Source organism: Amycolatopsis suaedae, from assembly GCF_004214935.1.
In the GTDB taxonomy this organism is placed as follows: domain Bacteria; phylum Actinomycetota; class Actinomycetes; order Mycobacteriales; family Pseudonocardiaceae; genus Amycolatopsis; species Amycolatopsis suaedae.
Genome location: NZ_SFCC01000009.1, coordinates 104039 through 121706, shown reverse-complemented (window position 1 = coordinate 121706; position 17668 = coordinate 104039). Strand labels below are relative to the sequence as shown.

General features: G+C 70.0%; 16 protein-coding genes. 7 read left to right on the top strand and 9 right to left on the bottom strand.

All coding sequences use genetic code 11. From position 1 onward, the window contains the following. The first annotated feature begins 403 nt into the window (after positions 1–403). Genes EWH70_RS18750 through EWH70_RS18735 form a run of 4 tightly spaced genes read left to right on the top strand, consistent with a single transcriptional unit; the run spans position 404 to position 3513 of the window. Positions 404–1579, top strand: a complete 1176-nt coding sequence (locus tag EWH70_RS18750) for an NAD(P)/FAD-dependent oxidoreductase (protein WP_130476744.1) — start codon at positions 404–406, stop codon at positions 1577–1579. Continuing rightward, positions 1576–2472 carry an RNA polymerase sigma factor SigJ gene (sigJ, locus tag EWH70_RS18745; RefSeq protein ID WP_130476743.1) on the top strand — a complete coding sequence of 299 codons (897 nt, stop codon included), beginning with the start codon at positions 1576–1578 and terminating at the stop codon, positions 2470–2472. Before EWH70_RS18750 ends, sigJ begins: the two co-directional genes overlap by 4 nt. Before the next feature lie 22 nt (positions 2473–2494). Beyond that, positions 2495–3031, top strand: coding sequence for a DoxX family protein (locus EWH70_RS18740; RefSeq protein WP_130476742.1), 537 nt, complete (start codon positions 2495–2497; stop codon positions 3029–3031). A gap of 17 nt (positions 3032–3048) precedes the next feature. Continuing rightward, entirely contained in the window at positions 3049–3513 is a 465-nt protein-coding gene (locus tag EWH70_RS18735; protein ID WP_130476741.1) for an allene oxide cyclase barrel-like domain-containing protein, read from the top strand. Between the two features lie 17 nt (positions 3514–3530). On the opposite strand, the gene EWH70_RS35850 is transcribed toward EWH70_RS18735, so the two are convergent. Continuing rightward, positions 3531–3803 carry a hypothetical protein gene (locus tag EWH70_RS35850; protein WP_205669168.1) on the bottom strand — a complete coding sequence of 91 codons (273 nt, stop codon included), beginning with the start codon at positions 3801–3803 and terminating at the stop codon, positions 3531–3533. Between the two features lie 107 nt (positions 3804–3910). Between EWH70_RS35850 and EWH70_RS18725 the strand changes: the two genes are divergently transcribed. The 3 genes from EWH70_RS18725 (at position 3911) to EWH70_RS18715 (ending at position 9344) form a co-directional block, all read left to right on the top strand. Beyond that, entirely contained in the window at positions 3911–6157 is a 2247-nt protein-coding gene (locus tag EWH70_RS18725) for an AfsR/SARP family transcriptional regulator (protein ID WP_130476740.1), read from the top strand. 872 nt (positions 6158–7029) lie between these two features. After that, positions 7030–7770: a DUF8017 domain-containing protein gene (locus tag EWH70_RS18720; RefSeq protein ID WP_130476739.1), complete on the top strand. Its 741-nt coding sequence runs from the start codon at positions 7030–7032 to the stop codon at positions 7768–7770. A 731-nt stretch (positions 7771–8501) separates the two neighbouring features. Further along, positions 8502–9344 (top strand): hypothetical protein, encoded by an 843-nt coding sequence (locus EWH70_RS18715; protein ID WP_130476738.1) that lies wholly within the window; start codon positions 8502–8504, stop codon positions 9342–9344. A 12-nt stretch (positions 9345–9356) separates the two neighbouring features. On the opposite strand, the gene EWH70_RS18710 is transcribed toward EWH70_RS18715, so the two are convergent. The 8 genes from EWH70_RS18710 to EWH70_RS35845 all read right to left on the bottom strand — a co-directional run bounded on the left by EWH70_RS18710 (position 9357) and on the right by EWH70_RS35845 (position 17621). Continuing rightward, positions 9357–10904 (bottom strand): tannase/feruloyl esterase family alpha/beta hydrolase, encoded by a 1548-nt coding sequence (locus EWH70_RS18710; RefSeq protein ID WP_240687059.1) that lies wholly within the window; start codon positions 10902–10904, stop codon positions 9357–9359. 98 nt (positions 10905–11002) lie between these two features. Continuing rightward, a complete protein-coding gene (locus tag EWH70_RS18705) occupies positions 11003–11521 on the bottom strand; it encodes a GNAT family N-acetyltransferase (RefSeq protein WP_130476737.1) in 519 nt (172 codons plus the stop codon). Further along, entirely contained in the window at positions 11506–12525 is a 1020-nt protein-coding gene (locus tag EWH70_RS18700; protein WP_130476736.1) for a hypothetical protein, read from the bottom strand. Before EWH70_RS18700 ends, EWH70_RS18705 begins: the two co-directional genes overlap by 16 nt. Before the next feature lie 50 nt (positions 12526–12575). Continuing rightward, positions 12576–13112, bottom strand: coding sequence for a hypothetical protein (locus EWH70_RS18695; protein WP_130476735.1), 537 nt, complete (start codon positions 13110–13112; stop codon positions 12576–12578). Continuing rightward, the gene (locus EWH70_RS18690) at positions 13112–13873 is read right to left on the bottom strand and encodes a hypothetical protein (protein ID WP_130476734.1); all 762 of its coding nucleotides are present in this window, start codon (positions 13871–13873) and stop codon (positions 13112–13114) included. The genes EWH70_RS18695 and EWH70_RS18690 overlap by 1 nt, the downstream gene beginning before the upstream one ends. 244 nt (positions 13874–14117) lie before the next feature. Continuing rightward, positions 14118–15038 (bottom strand): alpha/beta fold hydrolase, encoded by a 921-nt coding sequence (locus EWH70_RS18685; RefSeq protein ID WP_130476733.1) that lies wholly within the window; start codon positions 15036–15038, stop codon positions 14118–14120. Positions 15039–15461: 423 nt separating this feature from the next. Beyond that, complete coding sequence (locus EWH70_RS18680; protein ID WP_130476732.1) at positions 15462–16760, bottom strand: erythromycin esterase family protein; 1299 nt, start codon at positions 16758–16760, stop codon at positions 15462–15464. Between the two features lie 297 nt (positions 16761–17057). Next, a complete protein-coding gene (locus EWH70_RS35845) occupies positions 17058–17621 on the bottom strand; it encodes a hypothetical protein (RefSeq protein WP_240687058.1) in 564 nt (187 codons plus the stop codon). Positions 17622–17668 lie beyond the last annotated feature (47 nt).

The following is a 17668-nucleotide window of genomic DNA, read 5'->3' as shown; positions in this document are numbered from 1 at the left end:
GACCCCAAGCCCACGTCTCGCGATCTGGAACCGGCGTGCCGGACAGTGGGACCAGGCGGGCGGAAACGGACAACTCGCGGGCCCGGAACGGACGACTCGCGCCCCAGAACGTACGACTCGCCCGAACGAACTGGTCACGCGGGTGACCGGCACAAGGTGAGAACCGGCGTCCACATCGTGAGTTCTGCGCTCACGCACGCGAGTTCTGCATTCCGGCCCGCGAATTCTGCGCTCGGAACCACCCGTCTCCCCCTGCCGCCCCGGACTTTGCCGGGACCCTGACGTGAGATGTAATGAAGGTGGCCTTGACGAGCTTGGGCCGGGACCCCAGGCATCGCCGCGCTTGTGCGCCGCGTCACGTCGCGCGGTGTCACGTTCGCCGAGCGGGCGGTGTCCTGAAGGCATGCCTGAGCACAGCAGCACACCGAAGAACAGGGTCGTCGTGATCGGCGGTGGTTACGCCGGGGCGGTCGCGGCCAACCGGCTGCGCAAGCGCGCCGACGTGGACATCGCCGTGGTCAATCCCCGTCCGACGTTCGTCGACCGGGTCCGCCTGCACCAGTTCGTCGCCGGTACCGGCACGGCCGAGGCCGGCTACGGCACGCTGCTCGGCGAGGGCGTCCGGCTGGTGGTCGACAGTGCCACCCGCATCGATCCGGCCGCACACACGGTGAAGCTGGCGTCGGGCCGCGTGCTGGACTACGACTACGTCGTCTACGCGGTCGGCAGCACCGGAGCCGTACCGTCGGTGCCCGGCGCGGCGGAGTTCGCGTTCTCGGTCGCCGAGTTCGAGCCCGCGCGGCGGCTACGCGACAGGCTGAACGCGCTGCCCGCGGACGCTCCGATCACGGTCGTCGGCGGCGGGCTGACCGGTGTCGAGACGGCCGCCGAACTGGCCGGGCGAGGGCGCGTGGTCACGCTGGTCTGCGGCACGACCCTGGTGCCGACGTTCAGCGCACCGGGCCGCCGGTCCGTCGCCAGGTGGCTGGCCCGGCACGGGGTCGCCGTGCTGGAGGGCGGCGGCGTGACCGAGGTCCGGCCGGACGCGGTCGTACTGGACGACGGTGCGGTGCGGCCGAGCGCACTCACCGTCTGGACGGCCGGTTTCGGCGTGCCCGGGCTGGCCAGGGCCAGCGGGCTACGGACCGACGAACTCGGCCGGCTGCTCACCGACGAGACACTGACCAGCGTCGACGACGACCGCATCGTCGCGGCGGGCGACGCCGCGGCGCCGTCGGGCCGGCCGCTGCGGATGTGCAGCTACGCGGCCGGGCCGCTGGGCGCGCGGGCAGGCGACACCGTGCTGAGCCGCATCGCGGGAACCGAACCGGCCGTGATCGACCTGGCCTTCTCCGGGGCGTGCGTCAGCCTGGGGCGGCACAGCGGGGTGCGGCAGCTCGCCCGCAAGGACGACACCGCGGTGAACGTCTACGTCGGCGGCCGGGCCGGAGCGGCGATCAAGGAGCTCACCTGCAGGTTCGGCGTGGGCAAGATCCGCCGCGAGGCCCGCAGGCCGGGTTCGCTGTTCTGGCCCAAGGGCGGGCCGCGGCCCGTCCCCTCCCGGGTCACCACGCGATGACCACCGACGAGCACGCCGAGCGGTTCACGCTGTTGCGGCCACTGCTGTTCACGATCGCCTACGAGATCCTCGGCTCGGCGACCGAGGCCGACGACGTGCTGCAGGACGGCTACCTGCGCTGGGCCGCGGTGGATCTCACGACCGTGCGGGACACGAAGTCGTACCTGGCGCGGCTGGTGACCCGCCAGGCGCTCAACGCGGTCCGGGCGAGCACACGCCGCCGCGAGGACTACGTCGGGCCGTGGCTGCCCGAGCCGCTGCTGCTCGAAGAGCACGACCCGTCGGCCGACCTGGTGCTGGCCGAGTCGGTGTCCATGGCGATGCTCGTGCTGCTGGAAACCCTCACCCCGGACGAGCGTGCGGTGTTCGTGCTGCGCGAGGTGTTCGGTTTCGACCACGGTGAGGTCGCCGCCGCGGTGGGCAGGCCGGTGGCGACGGTACGCCAGATCGCCCACCGCGCCCGCGAGCACGTGCGGGCCCGGCGCAGGCGCTTCGAACCCGCCGACGCCGCGACGACCACGCGGATCACCGAGCAGTTCCTGACCGCGGCCACCACGGGTGACCTGGACGGGCTGCTCGCGCTGCTCGCACCGGACGTCACCTGGATCGCCGACAGCGGCGGCAAGGTCACCGCGGCGCGGCAACCGGTGGCCGGCGCGGAGAAGGTGGCCGGCCTGGTCCTGCGGCTGTTCGGCATGGCGGGCGAGCTGCCGGACGTGCGAATCGAACCGGCCAACTGCAACAACGCTCCGGCGCTGATCGTCTCCCGCGGCGACCACCTCGAAGGCGTCTACCTCCTCGACATCGCCGCCGGGGAGATCGCCAACTTCTACATCATGCGCAACCCGGACAAGCTCCTCACCCTGGCCGTGCCACGCCGGATCGGCCGATGATCCCCTTCCCGGAGAGTCCTCAATGAACACTCACCCGCCCACGAGCAAACGGATCCGCCCCGTCGCCTTCTGGGTCACGACGTTTCCGGTGGTCTTCGAACTGGCCGCCGGATCGGTGTGGAACCTGCTGACGATCGACTGGATCGAAATCCAGCTGAACCACCTGGGCTACCCGCACTTCTTCGCCTATCTCCTCGGCGCGTGGCAGGTCGCGGCGGCGGTGGCGATCATCGTGCCCGGCTTCCCGCTGCTCAAGGAATGGGCGTACGCGGGCACCTTCTTCCTGTGGTCGGGCGCCGTGCTCTCGCATCTGATCGCCGGTGACGGCGTGCTGAACTGGGGACCGCCCCTGATGTTCACGGTGCTCGCCGTCGCGTCCTGGGCACTGCGTCCGGCCGGCCGGCGGCTGCCGGCGACGCGGCCGCCCGCGCCCGGAGTCCGTGCCTGGGCGGTGCCGGTCGGGCTCCTCGTCGTGCTGTACGCCGTTTCGTTCCTGACCCTTCCCCTCGTCGAGGAGACCATGCGCGAGCACGCGGTCCAGCTCGGCTGGACCGACTGAACACAAAAGGAGTCCACATGCGCAACAAGATGACGAAGTTCGCCGCCGTGTCGGCGGTTCTCGTCGCGGTCGGCGGTTGCGGTACCGCCGCGGCGGCGATCGAGACCAGGGTCGAGATCATCGACCTCAAGGTGGAGAACACCCAGTACGCGGCACTCGACCTCGGCCATCCGGGCACGAGCCTGGGCGACCAGGACGTCTTCTCCGGCAACGCGATCAAGGACGGGCGCAAGGCCGGACAGGGCGGCGGCTCCTGCCAGGTCATGCACCTGGACGGCGACAAGCCCACCCTGCAGTGCGTGCTCACGATGGAACTCGAACGCGGCTCGGTGACCATGCAGTCCCTCTGGACGAGAGGCGAGAACCCGCTCGACATGGCCATCACCGGTGGCACCGGCGCGTACCGCACCGCGCGGGGCACGGTCCGCTTCTGGGACATCGCGACGCCGGACGAGCGGGCACGCGCCGAAATCATCCGGTGACGCTTCCCGACAGGGGCTCAGCCCAGGAGTGCCGTCATGATCATCGCGACCAGCACCACTCCCAGGAAGACGAGGTAGGCGACCGCGTGCACGCGGTCGGGCAGCTTCCTGGCGGCGCGTTTCGTCACGGCGATGGCAGGCAGGGAACCGCACAGCAGTGCCGCGGCCTCGGCGAGTTCGTCCCGGAACGATCGTTCTTGACCGAACGTTCCGGAATGGCGCTCGGCACCCGGTTGCGGGCACGGGCCACCGTCGACCTGGTCGAAACCGCGGTCACCCGCTGACCGCACCGTCGCGCTGGCATTCCGATGGCAGCCGGCCCGCTCCCTCCTCGGAGGGATGTGGTGCGGGCCGCGCCGTTGCCATCCTGGACGCTTCGTGAGCGTCTGGGGGGCCGATGAGATTCCAGCTGCTGGGGCCGGTCGAGGTGCGCGACGACGACACGCCGGTACCGATCGGCGGACCACGGGCCAAGGCGGTGCTGGTCTCGTTGTTGCTACGAGCGGGCGAGGTCGTACCGTTCGAGGCGTTGCTCGACTCGGTGTGGGACCACGAACCGCCCCGGTCCGCGCTGGCCACGTTGCACGTCTACGTCTCCCGGCTGCGGGCTCGGCTGCCCTGGGCACGGATCGTCACCGAGGTCGGCAGCTACCGGTTCGACGTCGACCCGATGCAGGTCGACGTCGACCGCTTCCACCGGCTCGTCCGGCGGGGACGTGACTCCGTCGCGGCCGGTGACCTCACCGGCGGCAGGGAAACCCTGCAGGCCGCGCTGGACCTGCGGCGGGGCAGGCCGCTGGCCGACGTCCCCGGCGAGTTCGCCAGGACGCAGGCGGCGATACTCGACGACCTGTGGCTCACCGTGCGCGAGGAGCGGTTCGACGTCGACCTCGAACTCGGCAGGCACGCGGAGCTGGTGCCCGAACTACGGGCGGCGGCGCACGAGTTCCCGCTGCGGGAACGGCTGACCGCGCAGCTGATGCTCGCTCTGCACCGATGCGGCCGGTCCGCGGCGGCACTGGACGCGCTGCAGGCCACCCGGCGGACGATGGTCCAGCTCCAGGGCATCGAGCCGGGACCGCAACTGCGCCGGCTGCAGCAACGCATCCTGCGTAACGACCACACCCTCGCGCCGGGCCCGCCCTTCCTGCGGTGCGGGCTGCCGCGCGACACCGCGACGCTGGTCGGCCGCGACCGGGAACTCGCCCGCATCGTGGCGACGGCCGATCATTCCGGCCCGGTCGTCTGGGCCGTCGACGGCATGCCCGGTGCCGGTAAGACCGCACTGGCCAACCATGCCGCGCACCGGCTCGCCGACCGCTACCCGGATCTCCAGCTGATGCTCGACCTGCGCGGCCACACCCCGGGTGAGCACCCGGCCGAACCCGCACAGCTGCTGGAGATCGCGTTGCGGTCGGCCGGCGTACCCGGGTCGGCGCTGCCGGACTGCCCGCAGGCCATGCTCGCACTGTGGCGCGCGACGACGGCCCGCCGGCGCTGCGTCCTGGTCCTGGACAACGCCGCCACGGCAGCGCAGGTCACGCCCCTGCTGCCGACCGGCGACTCGCTGACGCTGGTCACCAGCCGGCACCGGCTGGCCGACCTCGACGACGTCCACACGCTGACGCTCGGCCCGCTCGACGACGACCCCGCGCGGGCATTGTTCGCCCAGGTCACCGGGGACGGCCGTGCCCTCGCCGAGCCGGCCGAGGCCGAGCTCGCCACCCGCCTGTGCGGCAATCTGCCACTCGCCATCCGGATCGCCGCCGGACGCCTGCGGCACCGGCCGTCGTGGAAGGTCGCCCAGCTCAACAGCCTGCTCAGGGACGAGCAGCGCAGGCTCGGCGAACTTCGCCTGTCCACAGTGGACGTCATGGCGACGTTCGCGCTGTCCTACCAGCAACTCGACCCGGACGAACGGCGCCTGTTCCGGCTGCTGGGACTTCACCTCAGCGCCGACTTCGACTCGCGGTCGGCCGCCGCGATGGCCGACATCCCGCCCGCACACGCCAGCCGGCTGCTGGAGTCCCTCGTCGACGTCCACATGCTGCAACAGCACGGCTTCGACCGTTACCGGTTCCACGACCTGTTGCGGCTCTACGCCGCCACGCACGTCGCGCGGGAGGAACGGTACGACGACCAGGTCGCCGCCGAGCACCGCGCACTCCGGTACTACCTCCACACCGCGGCGAACGTCCGCGCCGCGCTGTTCCCCTCGGCCCGGCCGCTACCGCTGCACCCCGCGGCCGGGATCGTCCCCAGCGAGTTCGTCTCGCCCGCCGACGCGGTCGCCTGGCGAGAGCGTGAGCGGCTGAGCCTGGTCAGCTCGAGCGTCGGCCCACCGCCCTGGGCCAACGAGAAGCCCGAACCCAGAGTGCCGTGGCACGAGCTGCCCGAACGGTTCCGGTCCGGGCACGTCGTCGGCCGGATGCTGTCCAGACCGCTGCCGTGGCCGGACGACCCGCAGACCTGCGAGGCACGCCTGGCCAACGACCTCGGCGTGCTGTCCACCTGGCTGCACGACTACTCCGCCGCCGCGGAATGCCATACCGAGGCGCTGCGGCTGTTCCGGGAGGCCGGTGCCGAGACCGACGTCGCCGCGACACTGCACGCCCTCGACGTCATCGGCCGCCGCAGGCGCTAGTGGTTGCGACCGAACCAGGGCAGGCGAATCACACGTGCCGAGACAGAATCCCTCCGTCCATCATGCCCGTATTAGGAGGGCAGAAGACATAGGAGCTCTGCCCGATAGACGACCACGACTGGGACTCACGATGAACTACGGGGCCACCCTGAAAATCGCTGCAACGCACGGTGGCCTTGTAGTATCCTGTACCCGATCGACAAATCGCCTGCCATCCAGTATTCATGGGTGTGGGATGGTCCTCACAATTCTCCGGCCACGGCAACCGATCTCCACCCGGCGACGCGTCCGCAAGAGGCGACATTGACAACGAAGCCGCGATTGTGCACGCCACAACAGCGGCCGACGATACCCACTTCACGACAACTCCTCAGATCTAGGTTACGTGTGGTCTTTCGGCGATGAATTAATCCCTGCATGAAGCACGTTCTCAGCTCCCTGACAACAGGCGTACGAGGCACCGCCTTTCACCCAAGCTCCAGCCCGCCAAACCTTCTCACCTCTTTCGTTCTCGCAGTAAGCCATCGCTTGCCAAGAACCGCCATTGTTCGCGCCACACCAGGCTGCAGTCATATTTCTGGCCTGAATCGCGTAATTACAATTTGTCGGCCAGCCCAGCGGCCCATATTCAGCCACGCTTCGAACGGTTCCGATACTTGACTCAACCGATGACAATGCAATTCCGGCCCCACCAACCAAGACGGCCGAAGCGGTCAACACAAAAACCGGCAGGACCCTCAGAAGTCGCACGGATTTGCAATTTCATTGCATCAACGGGGTTCCGACTATTAGGCGCCGCCGTTTAGCCAGGCAGTTTGGCTGCTAGGCCGATGCAAGGCCGAACGCCCGTCGAGTGCCTACGGTGCTGGTCCATGTCCTGGCCTCAAGCACCCCACCAGCAGCCCGTCCCGTACCCGCCGGTGCGGCCGCCGAGGAAGAGCAAGGTCGTGCCCGTCGTCCTCAGCATCGGCGCTGTCCTGGTGGTCGCCGCCGTCGCCACCACGGTGGTACTCCTGAGCACCGGCTCCGACCCGAAACCACAGGCCGCTGAGCCGGCCGCAGACAGCGGACAGGTGGTCGACAACCGGGCACGTGCGGGCCTCACCTACCGGGTGCCGTCCGACTGGGTACGTAGCGACGAAGCCGTGCCGGGGCCTGGTGGCGTGACATTCACCGGCGTGGCCGAGTACGGCGTCTACCAGTGCGCAGGCAAGGAGTTCTTCCGCACCCGCGTGGCCAGCGGCCGCACCCCGGTGACGAACGCCGCCGACGCCGGCGCCCAGCTGCACGAGCTGGCCGCGGCACTGGGCGAGCAGTACTTCAAGGGGGGCAGCGTCCTCGCCGGAGCCCCACGGCGAACCGAGTTCGGCGGCCTGGCCGGGCAGATCGTGACCGCGACCGTCACGGCCGTTCCGTCACCGGACGGCTGTGTCGGCACGGCCGCCACGGTCACGGTCATCGGAATCCCCGGCGAGGCCGCCGGCCTGCAGGCGGCCGATTCCGTTCCGATGTCGGTGCTGTTCGTGGCGTCGGACAGCCAAGGCGGTCCCCCGCACCCGGCACCACTGCCCGCCGAAGCCATCGCCGCGGTGATCGACTCGGCGTCCCGCTGAGGGGCCGTCGCTAGCACCCTGGCGACCGCCGGCGCCGCCGCGGCCGGGAGACGCGCAGCTGGTCGCGACGGCGTCCACCAGATCGACCCCCGGCCGCGTCGAACGTGGTGACTTTCGCATTTATTTTCGGTGTCGCGATATTGTTCCCCGCCACCACAACCGGCTGGGGGTAGATGCCGCCGCGGAAGACGTCATGATGGGGACAATCGGTAGCGCGATAGCGATAACCAATGCGGCGCCGGCCTTGCTTATTCTCCTCATTATTTCTCCTCGTTCTTAGACGGTGTTATTCATGGGGCGCTACCAGGGACCGGCTGTCCACCAACCGGTGGCTGACATCTGGTTTTCCCCATAGACCAAGGATAACGGTTCCTCCACGCGAACGCGTTGCACGCGCCTTTGCAGTGGTTCGGTTGGTGGTTCGAGTTTGTTGCGTCTCAGGATCCAGGACCGCGGTGGGGCCGAACAGCTTGCTGATTCACCGGCCTTGTCCTCCCTCTCCCAGGTGACTCGGGACCTCCTTACGAGGGATCCATCTCTGCCAAGCTGGCGCGAGGATAATTCCTATAAACGGTCGTGAACGCATAGCACCGAAGCCCGAAAAGGGGGGTAAAAGTCGCATGGTGAACTTCGCTCCTGATGCTTCGAGTCAGTCGGGCGTCAACGGGCGTTTCTGGCGTTGCCTGGCAGTAGTGTCCTGTGCCACGACGGCTATCGCGGCCGCACTGACCTTGCCGCTCCGTCGCGACCTGGCGCTGGAGAGCACGGCAGGCGCGCCGGCCGACTGGGCCGCAGTGGCGGCCGGTGTTCTCGGAATGGTCGCCGTCGCGGCCTCGGCGCGGGGCGCGGGCTGGGCGGCCCGCGTGCTCGCGTGGGGATGTTGCGGCGTGCTGCTCGCCGTGGGCGGCGTGGTGATCTTCGACGTGGTGATGACGGTTGCCCATGTTGCCGACCTGACCGGCCCCGAGGCTCTTCGTCCGGTCGACTGGCCGGGCGCTGTCACGCGCCTGCTGTGCCTGACGAGTGCCGCGCTGCTGGTCTCCGCGAACCGGCGGGACGTCAGCGCGCCCTGCGTTCACCTGCCGCGACAGCCGCCTCGCTGGCGAAACGTGTTCGGCTACCTGGCGTTCGCCCTGTCACTGCCGTACCCCGTTCTCAAGACCACCTGGGCACTCGGCGGCCGGCTCGGCCTGACCCGGAGCGACTTCGTCCAGGGCTTCGATGCCGGCTGGCTTCCGGTTGTCCCGGCCCTGGTGGGGTCCGTCGGAGCTCTGGTCCTGGTCCAGAGGTGGGGGCGAATCGTCCCGTCCTGGGTGCCCGTGCTGGGAGACCGGCAGGTACCCCGGTGGCCGGTGCTCGCCGGCGGATGGCTGGCGACAGCGGTCCTGTGTTCCATCGGTCCCGCTGCGGTCTACAAAGGACTCCAGTATCTGGGCCAACCGGAGTCCGGCCTGGAGTCCTGGGTACCGCTGACCTTCTACGCGTCGTGGTTGCTGTGGGGTGTGGCGCTGGGTGGCGCGACGCTGACCTATCAGCAGCGGACGCGCCCGGCCTGCCGACGCTGTGGTCGATGACCCGCGCACCCGTCACCAGACGACCGGGCCCGGTATGTGGTGCAGGTACTCGCCCACCCAGCGGAGGGTGCCGCGTGGTGGCGCCGGTGGTGGAGCCGGGAGGAAGTTGCGCTCGTCGTCGATGCTGCCGGTGCCGCCGTATCGGGCTCGCAACGGATAGGGGAACACCGGACGCGTGCGTACGACGTTGCCTTGTGTGTCGCGCCCGGTGGCTATGATCCGGTCCGGCGGCGTCCCGTTCTCGACCCAGGCGACCAGCTCGCGAAACGGATCGAACGCGGTCAGGGCGGAACCTGCCTGGCAGTGGTACATCGACGGAATCACGAACAACCGAGCCCATTCGGCCGTCTGCCGCGGCGTGCCGAACCGCTCGATGAGTCGTTGGTAGTAGTCCACGGTGCCGGCGGCGGGAATGGCCTGGTCCGCCCAGCCGTGCCAGATGATCAGCTTGCCACCGGAGCGCTGGAACCTGCCCAGGTCCAGGCTCATCGCGTTTGGCCGCAATCCCTCCGAGGTGAGGCGGTGGAACTCTCGCCTGGTGAGTTCGAACCGCGCCAGCGAGGAGTGCGGGGTGCCGATCGGGTAACCCATGTGCTTGAGGTAGTTGTCGGCGAACTGCTCGGCCAGTGGCCTGCCCCGCGCCGCGGACGGTGTGAGCCAGCCGGTCCACGCGGGCTCCGAGCCGTATGCCTGGGCGCCGGGGTAGAGCCGTTCACCGCCCGCCGTAGTCGGGCCGGTGTACAGCTTGCGCGCGGTCTCCACCTGTGGCGGGGTCAGGCAGCCCGGCAGGTCCGTCCCGTTGGGACAGAGGAGGCTGACCGGGTCGAACCGGCAGGCCCCTGGATCTACCTGGCCGTCCACCAACTCGTCCAGCCCGTCACAGGCAGCCAGCACCGCCTGGTGCAGCACGGGCAGCTTCGCGTCCGTGACGACCGGAGCGCCGTCCGCGCCGATGTTCGCCTTCGCCAACCACGCCTGGTACACCAGCAGCGCCTGGTAGTTGTGCGCCGGCGCACCCGCGATGATGCCGTCGAACTCGTCCGGATACCGCTGCGCGAGCAGCAACGCCTCACGGCCGCCGGTCGAGCAGCCGGTGAAATAGGAGTACCTCGGCGGTTCTCCGTAGTACCGGGCGATGATCTGCTTGGCCGCCTTGGAGGTCACGTGCGGCGCGCGGAAGAAGAAGTCGTCTCGAGCGGCCTGGTTGTTCACCGCCCAACGGGTGTCGAACCCTGGCACGGGGTGCCCGTCGTCGGTCGCCGCGACCGCCGCGTCACCGAAGCGTGGCCCGCATTCCGGGAACACGGTCGGCGTGATGTATCCGCAGAAGCCACCGCAGCCGTACTGCACGTAACGCCCGCGATAGGTCGTCGGCAGTTTGAGCTGGAACCGCACCGCCGGCTCGACGTAGCCACGCACGTCGCAGTACGCCGGCTCGGCTGCCGCGGGCACGACGGTCGCCGAGGTGACGTGGGTGGGCGCACCCGGAACATGGAACTGCCCGACCAGATCCGCACACTGCCGCACCGGGCGGGCCGGGGAGTCTGCGGGTACCGTCATCGACGACGCTGAGGCGGGGCCCATCCCCACGGTCGTGGCCGCGAGCGTGACCAGCACCAGCATGAACCGTCGACCGCGATCCGACATACGGTTCTGGGTCATCGCTCGATGAGCTCGTCGCCGAGCAGGTCCATGAGCAGGCCGTCCCGCCACACCCCGTCCGCGTCGCGCTCGTACTGTCGCATGACGCCGACCGGGCGGAAGCCTGCCTTGCGGTAGCAGCGGATGGCCGCCGCGTTGTCGGCTGCCGGGTCGATCACCAGCCGATGGAAGCCGTGTTCGGCGATCAGGTACCGGGCAAGGGTACGGACCGCGTCCGTACCCAGCCCGGCACCGTGCACGGCGGGATCCAGGTAGATGTCCAGGTTGGCATGCCGGTAGTCCGGATCCGGCTCGGCTCCCCACTGGACAGCGCCGGCAATCCTGCCGGCGTGCTCGATGACGAACGTCTCCACGTCCGTGTCGGCCAGGTCGGCGGTCACCGCGGCCACCAGGTCGTCGCCGCCCCGCCACCTCCGGTACACCGTCGGCTCCGCACGGATCCGCGCCAGCTCGGCGACATCTTCTCGACGGGGTGCTCGCAGCAGCACGACCGCCCCGGTCAACGGCTCTCGCATACTCCGTGCCTCCGTCCGGATTCCGCACCGTCGCCGGGCGAGCCACAGCGGCCGCAGGCACCGCGGGTCCGGTAGTAGAACCCGAGGGTCGCTGCGCCCAGGGCGAGCGCCCACAACGGAACCCAGGTGAGGATGTCACCGACGTCGAACCGCAGGCTGCCCCCGACCCAGCCGCGCACCAGCGAGGACGACAACGACAGCAGCAACGCCGTCACCGTCCCGGCCAGCCCCAGCGGCAACCACCGCGGAATCCGCCACCGCCCCAGCCGCTCACTCCACGACCGGGCCAATCCCAGGGTCAGCACCCCGCCGACGAGCGCGAACGTCGCCAGCCCGGCACCCGCGGTCGCCAGCCCGTTGGCATGCAACTCGCGCACCCCCTCCTCGGTGTAGGCCAGCGGGATGTGGAACACCCAGGCCCACCGGACGACCGCGTAGGCCAGCGGCACGGCGAACGCCACCCACGCCGCCCAGCGACCCCACCGCGCGGCCTGCTCCGTCCACGCCCGCGCCGGACGTCCACACCGGACACACGCGTCCCGCGCCGCCCGCTGCGTACGCAACGCCAGGCCCGCGAACAGCAGACCCCCGGCGATCAGCAGCACCTGGTTGAGGTTGAGCCAGGTCAGCACCGTCTCGGTGAAACTCACCGGCGGGTAGCCGAACGGCGCACCCACCAGAAACACCGGCAGATAGGCCACCCAGACCAGCACCCGCCCCTCCGGGATCACCACCGCCAGCGCCACGGCGTAAACCCAGCACAACGCGGCAACCAGCCGGCCACGCCGCACCAGGGCGAGGACGAGGCCACCCAGCCCGACGGCCGCGACAGCGGGCGGCCCGGCCTCCAGCGTCAGCCCGGACAGCACCGACGTGCGCCCGGGTCCCGTCGGGTCCCCCTCGCCGAACGGAAAGCCCGGCACACCCAACGTCCACAACATACCCAGCACCACGTACAACGCCGACCACCCGGCCGCCGCGGGGCCGATCCAACGAGTAACCATGCCCGCACCCTGCCGCCCGCCACCGCGGCCGCCCATATGCCGATCGGCACTCATCGGCGGCTTCGGCTGTGCCGGACGCCACCGGCCCGGCGGCGGTATACGTAGTGGGCCGTGACCGCGAGCAACAGTGGCGGCCACAGGTACAACGGCAGGTAGAACCGCAGCGCCCCGTCCCAGCCGGGAATCTCGCAGCCTGCCGGAACCGGCAAGGCGGGCCCGGGGTCGAGCAGCGGCACCAGCAGCGACACGGCGAGGTAGATCGCGCCCGCCACGGCCACGCCGGCCGCGAACGTCACCGGGACGCGACGGCCACCCAGCCAGGGCAGCCACCGCGGGAACACCTCGCCCCACGGGCGGACCAGTCCCACGGTCAACAGCGCCGCACCCAGCTGCAGCACCGACAACGCCGGCGGGTAGAGCGCCTCCCACACCGTGTGCTCGCCCGGGATACACGGATTACCGTCGCCTGCCATCGCGCTGACCGCGGTGACGAAGCGCCAGCCGGCCGACGGCAACGCCGCCACCGGAACGGCCCACGCCGCGATCACCGCCCAGCGCGGGACCAGATCCGAGCGAGAAGTCGGCATCAGCGACCGGCCGGGAACTCCGGGGCTCGGGCCGGTGGCGTGATCACCTTGGGCTCGCCCCACTTGCTGAAGGTGATCTCCATGGGGAACTCACTCTTCTTGTCCATTGCCGCTCGCAGTGTCAGCCGGAGGAGTTCGTTGCCCGGTGACACCACGAGTTCCACCTTGGGTGTCGACCAGGCGGCCCCCGGGTCCGCCTGGTACCGGCGGCGGGCCTCCCCGCGCAGGTACGCGTTGGACAGTTGCCCGGCTGCCTTCGCCAGGTCGAGATCGAGCATGTGGTGCATCGCTCGCTGGCCGAGGAAGGGAACCTCCTGGGTGGCGGTGACCGTGCCGCCGGCCTCCAGCATCGGCAGCAGGTAATGGGTCGGTACCACCATCTGGGCTGTGACGTCGTGCAGGCCCATGATCGCCCCGTAGACGTTCCCGATCTCGTCGACCGAATCGACGCGCGGGATCTTCATCCACTCCGCGGTCGAACCGGGCGTACCCGGGGGGAGCTTGGCGAACACGTTCGAGTCGGCGGAGACGTAGAAGAAGTCCTGTGCCTCCCCGTGCTCGGTGAGACTGCTCCGCACTCTCATGGCGAGAGTGACGCCTTCGATGACCGTCGTGTGCTCCGGGGATACGGAGTTGAGCGTGACGTTGCCCTCGGCGGGTGCCTGGTAGGTCGCGCTGCTCGCCCGCATCACGAACTCGTAGTGCTTGCGCTCGGCCATCACCCGCATGACGTCACGCACCAGCTGCTGAGCGTTCGCCACGGGCGGAGGGGGTGGCGCCGGAGTCGTCGGCACGGGCTGAGGCGGCGAGGAACAGCCCACCAGCATGACGACACACAGGGACATTGCCGCGAAACGGAACATGGCAAAGATGTACGGCATCAGCCTGTCTGTTCCCCAACGGCCGCAATGTGGTTGCAAGGTAACCGGCAGGCGCGCACCTGAAGCCCGTCCGGTATCGATCCGAGGTTCTCGCCGACGACACCTGCCGGTTGCCCGACGGCCACTACTCGTGATATCCGGTCGGTATCAATGGAATTTCCGGGGTGCGATCGAAGACGTCCCGGGTGAACGTCACCAGCAGCTCGGCGACCTCGGCGGCGTGGGTCTCCAGCAGGAAGTGCCCGGCGTCGAAGATGTGCGCCTGGAACGTGGTCAGGGCCCGGTGGTAGGCAAGCACTTCGGCGATGTCGAAGGCCGGGTCGTGACGGCCCCACAGCAGCAGACACGGCGGCTGGTACCTGGCGTGGTATTCGGCGATTTCGCCGAAGCGGGCCACATGGTTGCGATAGTCGTAGAAGAACTGGAAGTACACCTCGGCGTTGCCCGGCCGCGACAGCCGCTCCCAGTCCAGGTACCAGGACTCCGGCGGGTGCAGCTCCGCGACGTCGGCGGGCAGGCCGCCGAGATAGGTGTCCCTGGTGCCGTCGAAGGTCAGCCAGTCCGGCAGGGCGGCCCGGTTCTCCTCGGTCGGGTCGGCCCAGTACCGGCGGGCCGTGTCCCACACCTCGCCAAGGCCGGCCTCGTGCGCGTTGCCGTTCTGCACCACCAGGCCCAGCACCCGGTCCGGGTGCCGGGTGGCCAGGAAGTAGCCCACCGGTGTGCCGTAGTCCGTCACGAACAACACGTACCGCTCCACGCCGAGGTCGTCGAGCAGCGCCTCGATCACGTGGGACAGGCCCTCGTAGGTGTACTCGTACTCGTCCGGCGGTGGCGAGTCCGAGAACCCGAAGCCCGGGATGTCGGGGGCGACGACGTAGGCGTGCTCACCCAGGACCGGCAGCACCTCGCGGAACGAGTAGGACGAACTCGGGGCCCCGTGCAGCAACACGACCGCGGTCGGCGAGGCCGCCCCCGCCTCGCGGTAGCGGACGCGCAGGCCGCCGACCTGCCGGTCCCGGTGCCTCGTCTTGGCCACGTGCTTCACGGCGGGCTCCTCTCACTCGGTGAGCAGTAACCGTATTAGACCAGTTTACAGGTTACTACCGAGGCGGGCGGCGTGCCGGCGTTTGCCGTGAAGGGGGCCCTCACGGCACAGTCCGGTCGCCCGCGTGAGCGGCCCGTTCGCGCGAGTCGTACGTTCTGGGGCGCGAGTCGTAGGTTCTGACGCGCGAGTTGTACGTTCCCGCCTGCCTGGTCCCACTGTCCGGCACGCTGGTTCCGGATCGCGAGACCAGCCCTGTCCTCACCTCGCCGAACGGGTCGCTCGCGCGGCCCTGCCGGGCCGGACCGCGAGTCTCGCCTTCCGGAACGCGAATGACGCGCTCCAGACCACCCGACTTTGCCGGGGCCCTGGCGCCTGGTGCCGTGAGGGACCCTTCACGGCATCAGGCCGCACGTTCGGCTGATGTCAGAGTGAACGCTGCCGAGCCGAGTGCACCTGGTCGGCGTAGACGAGGGCGTCGAAGGCTCCCGGAAAGGCGTACCGGGGCGGAGACGCGACGTTCTGCATCGGCTGCAACGGGCGTGGCTCCGCCAGCCACCCGGCGGGCGGCGCGACCGCCGTCCTGCCGCACAGATCCAGCAGCCGGAACGCACTGCCGCCGGCCTCGGCGAGTGCCCGGTCGATGCTGTCCGGCGCGCCGGCCGGGATGTCCGTCGTCCCGGTCACCGGGTTCGGTGGCTCGAAGGTGCCGCCGCCGAATGCGGTGCTCAGCGCGACATAACCGGTGCCGTACCAGGCGGCCAGCCGCATGCCGACCGACGGAATCTCCGTCTCCGAGCCGGAGTAGGCCCAGGGCGCCCTGGCGAGGTGCACGCTGGTCGCGAGAACGACGGTCCTCGCACCGGCACCGAGACGATCGATTGCCCATCGCGCGTTGTCGGCCATGGCGTGCACCCGGACGGCGAGCCCGTCCGCGACCGAGCCCAGGTGGGCTTCGTACATCCGCTGGGCCTGCTGGAGCACGACGAGCCGGTGCAGCGCCCACTCGAAGTCCTCGGCTGACCCGCGCCCGCGGTACTCGTCACGGTTGTTCCCGAGCCGGGCGACCGCCACGGCGAGAGCCTCGCGGAGCTGGTTCCGCAGGTCGGCGGCGAGCGTGCCGAAGTAGGCGAAGTTCGCGCGCCGCCGGTCCTCGACGGAGGCCGTTGCGGCGGAGAACCCGGCGAAAACCCGGCGCGCGACGTCGAGAACGGTCGGCGCCCAGCCCGGGTCGACCTGCTCGACGTAGGCGATCACGTCCTCGACCGTCGTGCCCGGAGCCCGGGTGTTCTCCATGATCAGAACATTGCTGTCGAGCCCGAAGACGTGTACCCGCCGCTCGGGCGGAAGGCTCGCGTTGTGGCCGCGGAGCCAGTCCAGGAAGTCCATGGTCTCGTCGTTGTCCCACAGGCTCGACAGCACCAGCGCCGACCGGTCCGGGATGGTGCCGTTGACATACCCGTCCAGCTGCCGCGCGGTGGCAAGACTGCCTTCCAGCAGCACTCCGGTGAAGCCCATCTCGACGAGGAACCGGGCGAGGCGGAAGTTGAGCGAGAGAAACTCGTGCACGGGATGCCAGGTCTCGCCGAGCCCGACCACCCTGGCCTCGCCGACGATCCGGGCCAGCGGGGTGAGATCCGCCGGCCCGAGGGCGAGCTCGTCCCCGTCCAGCGCATGCGCCGACTCCCGTGCCCAGGCCACGAATGACGACCGATCCTCGCTCATGTCCCCCAACCGCTCACCGGCGCCGTGATCGGTCAATCATGGCACGACGAAGGCGCTCGCGGGCCTCCTCTTCGCGCAAGGACGTGATGGGCTGCCCGACGACGTACTGGTACTTGGCGTCGTAGGCCCGGGTCCAGACGCCTGCCGCTGAACTCCCGGCCGCGTGCGTCGCTGTACGCGTCGAGGAACCGCTCGGTCTCCTCGACGGTGGCCAGCTCGTCCGCGCTGACGGTCGAGTACAACGCGGCCGCGAACCCGGCCAGAACGGCTTCACTCTCGGCGATCAGGCTGTCCCAGTCATGCACCACCAGCAGCGCATCGCCGTTCCCAGGCACGGCGCCCGGCTTCGTCGATCCAGTCCGGCCCGGCGACGGCGTTGAGGTTGACCGAGTCCTCCGGGCACGGCCACAGCCCGTCCCCGGCGTGGTTCCAGTCCGCCCACGACGGCACCGGGTCGAGCGTGGACACCTCGGCGGGCCGGGGCGCCAGCCTGATCAGCCGGGCGAACGCCGCCGCGAAGGCCGGGGCCGCCTGGTCCGCGCCCGGGAGCGTGGCGCCGCCGGTGACGCAGGCTTCCGCGGTCGCGACGTCCGCACCACCGAAGGGAGCAGCACCGGTGAGCGGCTCCGGGCACGGGTACCCGGCCTGGAACAGGCGGCGCTGAACCTCGACGCACGCCGCGATCCGCGGCGAGCCCGGACGCACCTTGACCACGACCTCGCGGCCGTCGGCCAGCCGGAGCCCGACGACGGCGGACAGGTGCCCGGACCGGAACAGCTCGGCCGCGGGCGGGCTGCCGAGGTGCTCGGTACACCACCGGGCAAGGCGCGCGGGGTCGACGACGGGTGCCCGAGATGACATCCGAACATCCTTGCACGGGCAGGTGGCCGTCGGCCCCGTATCTTTGA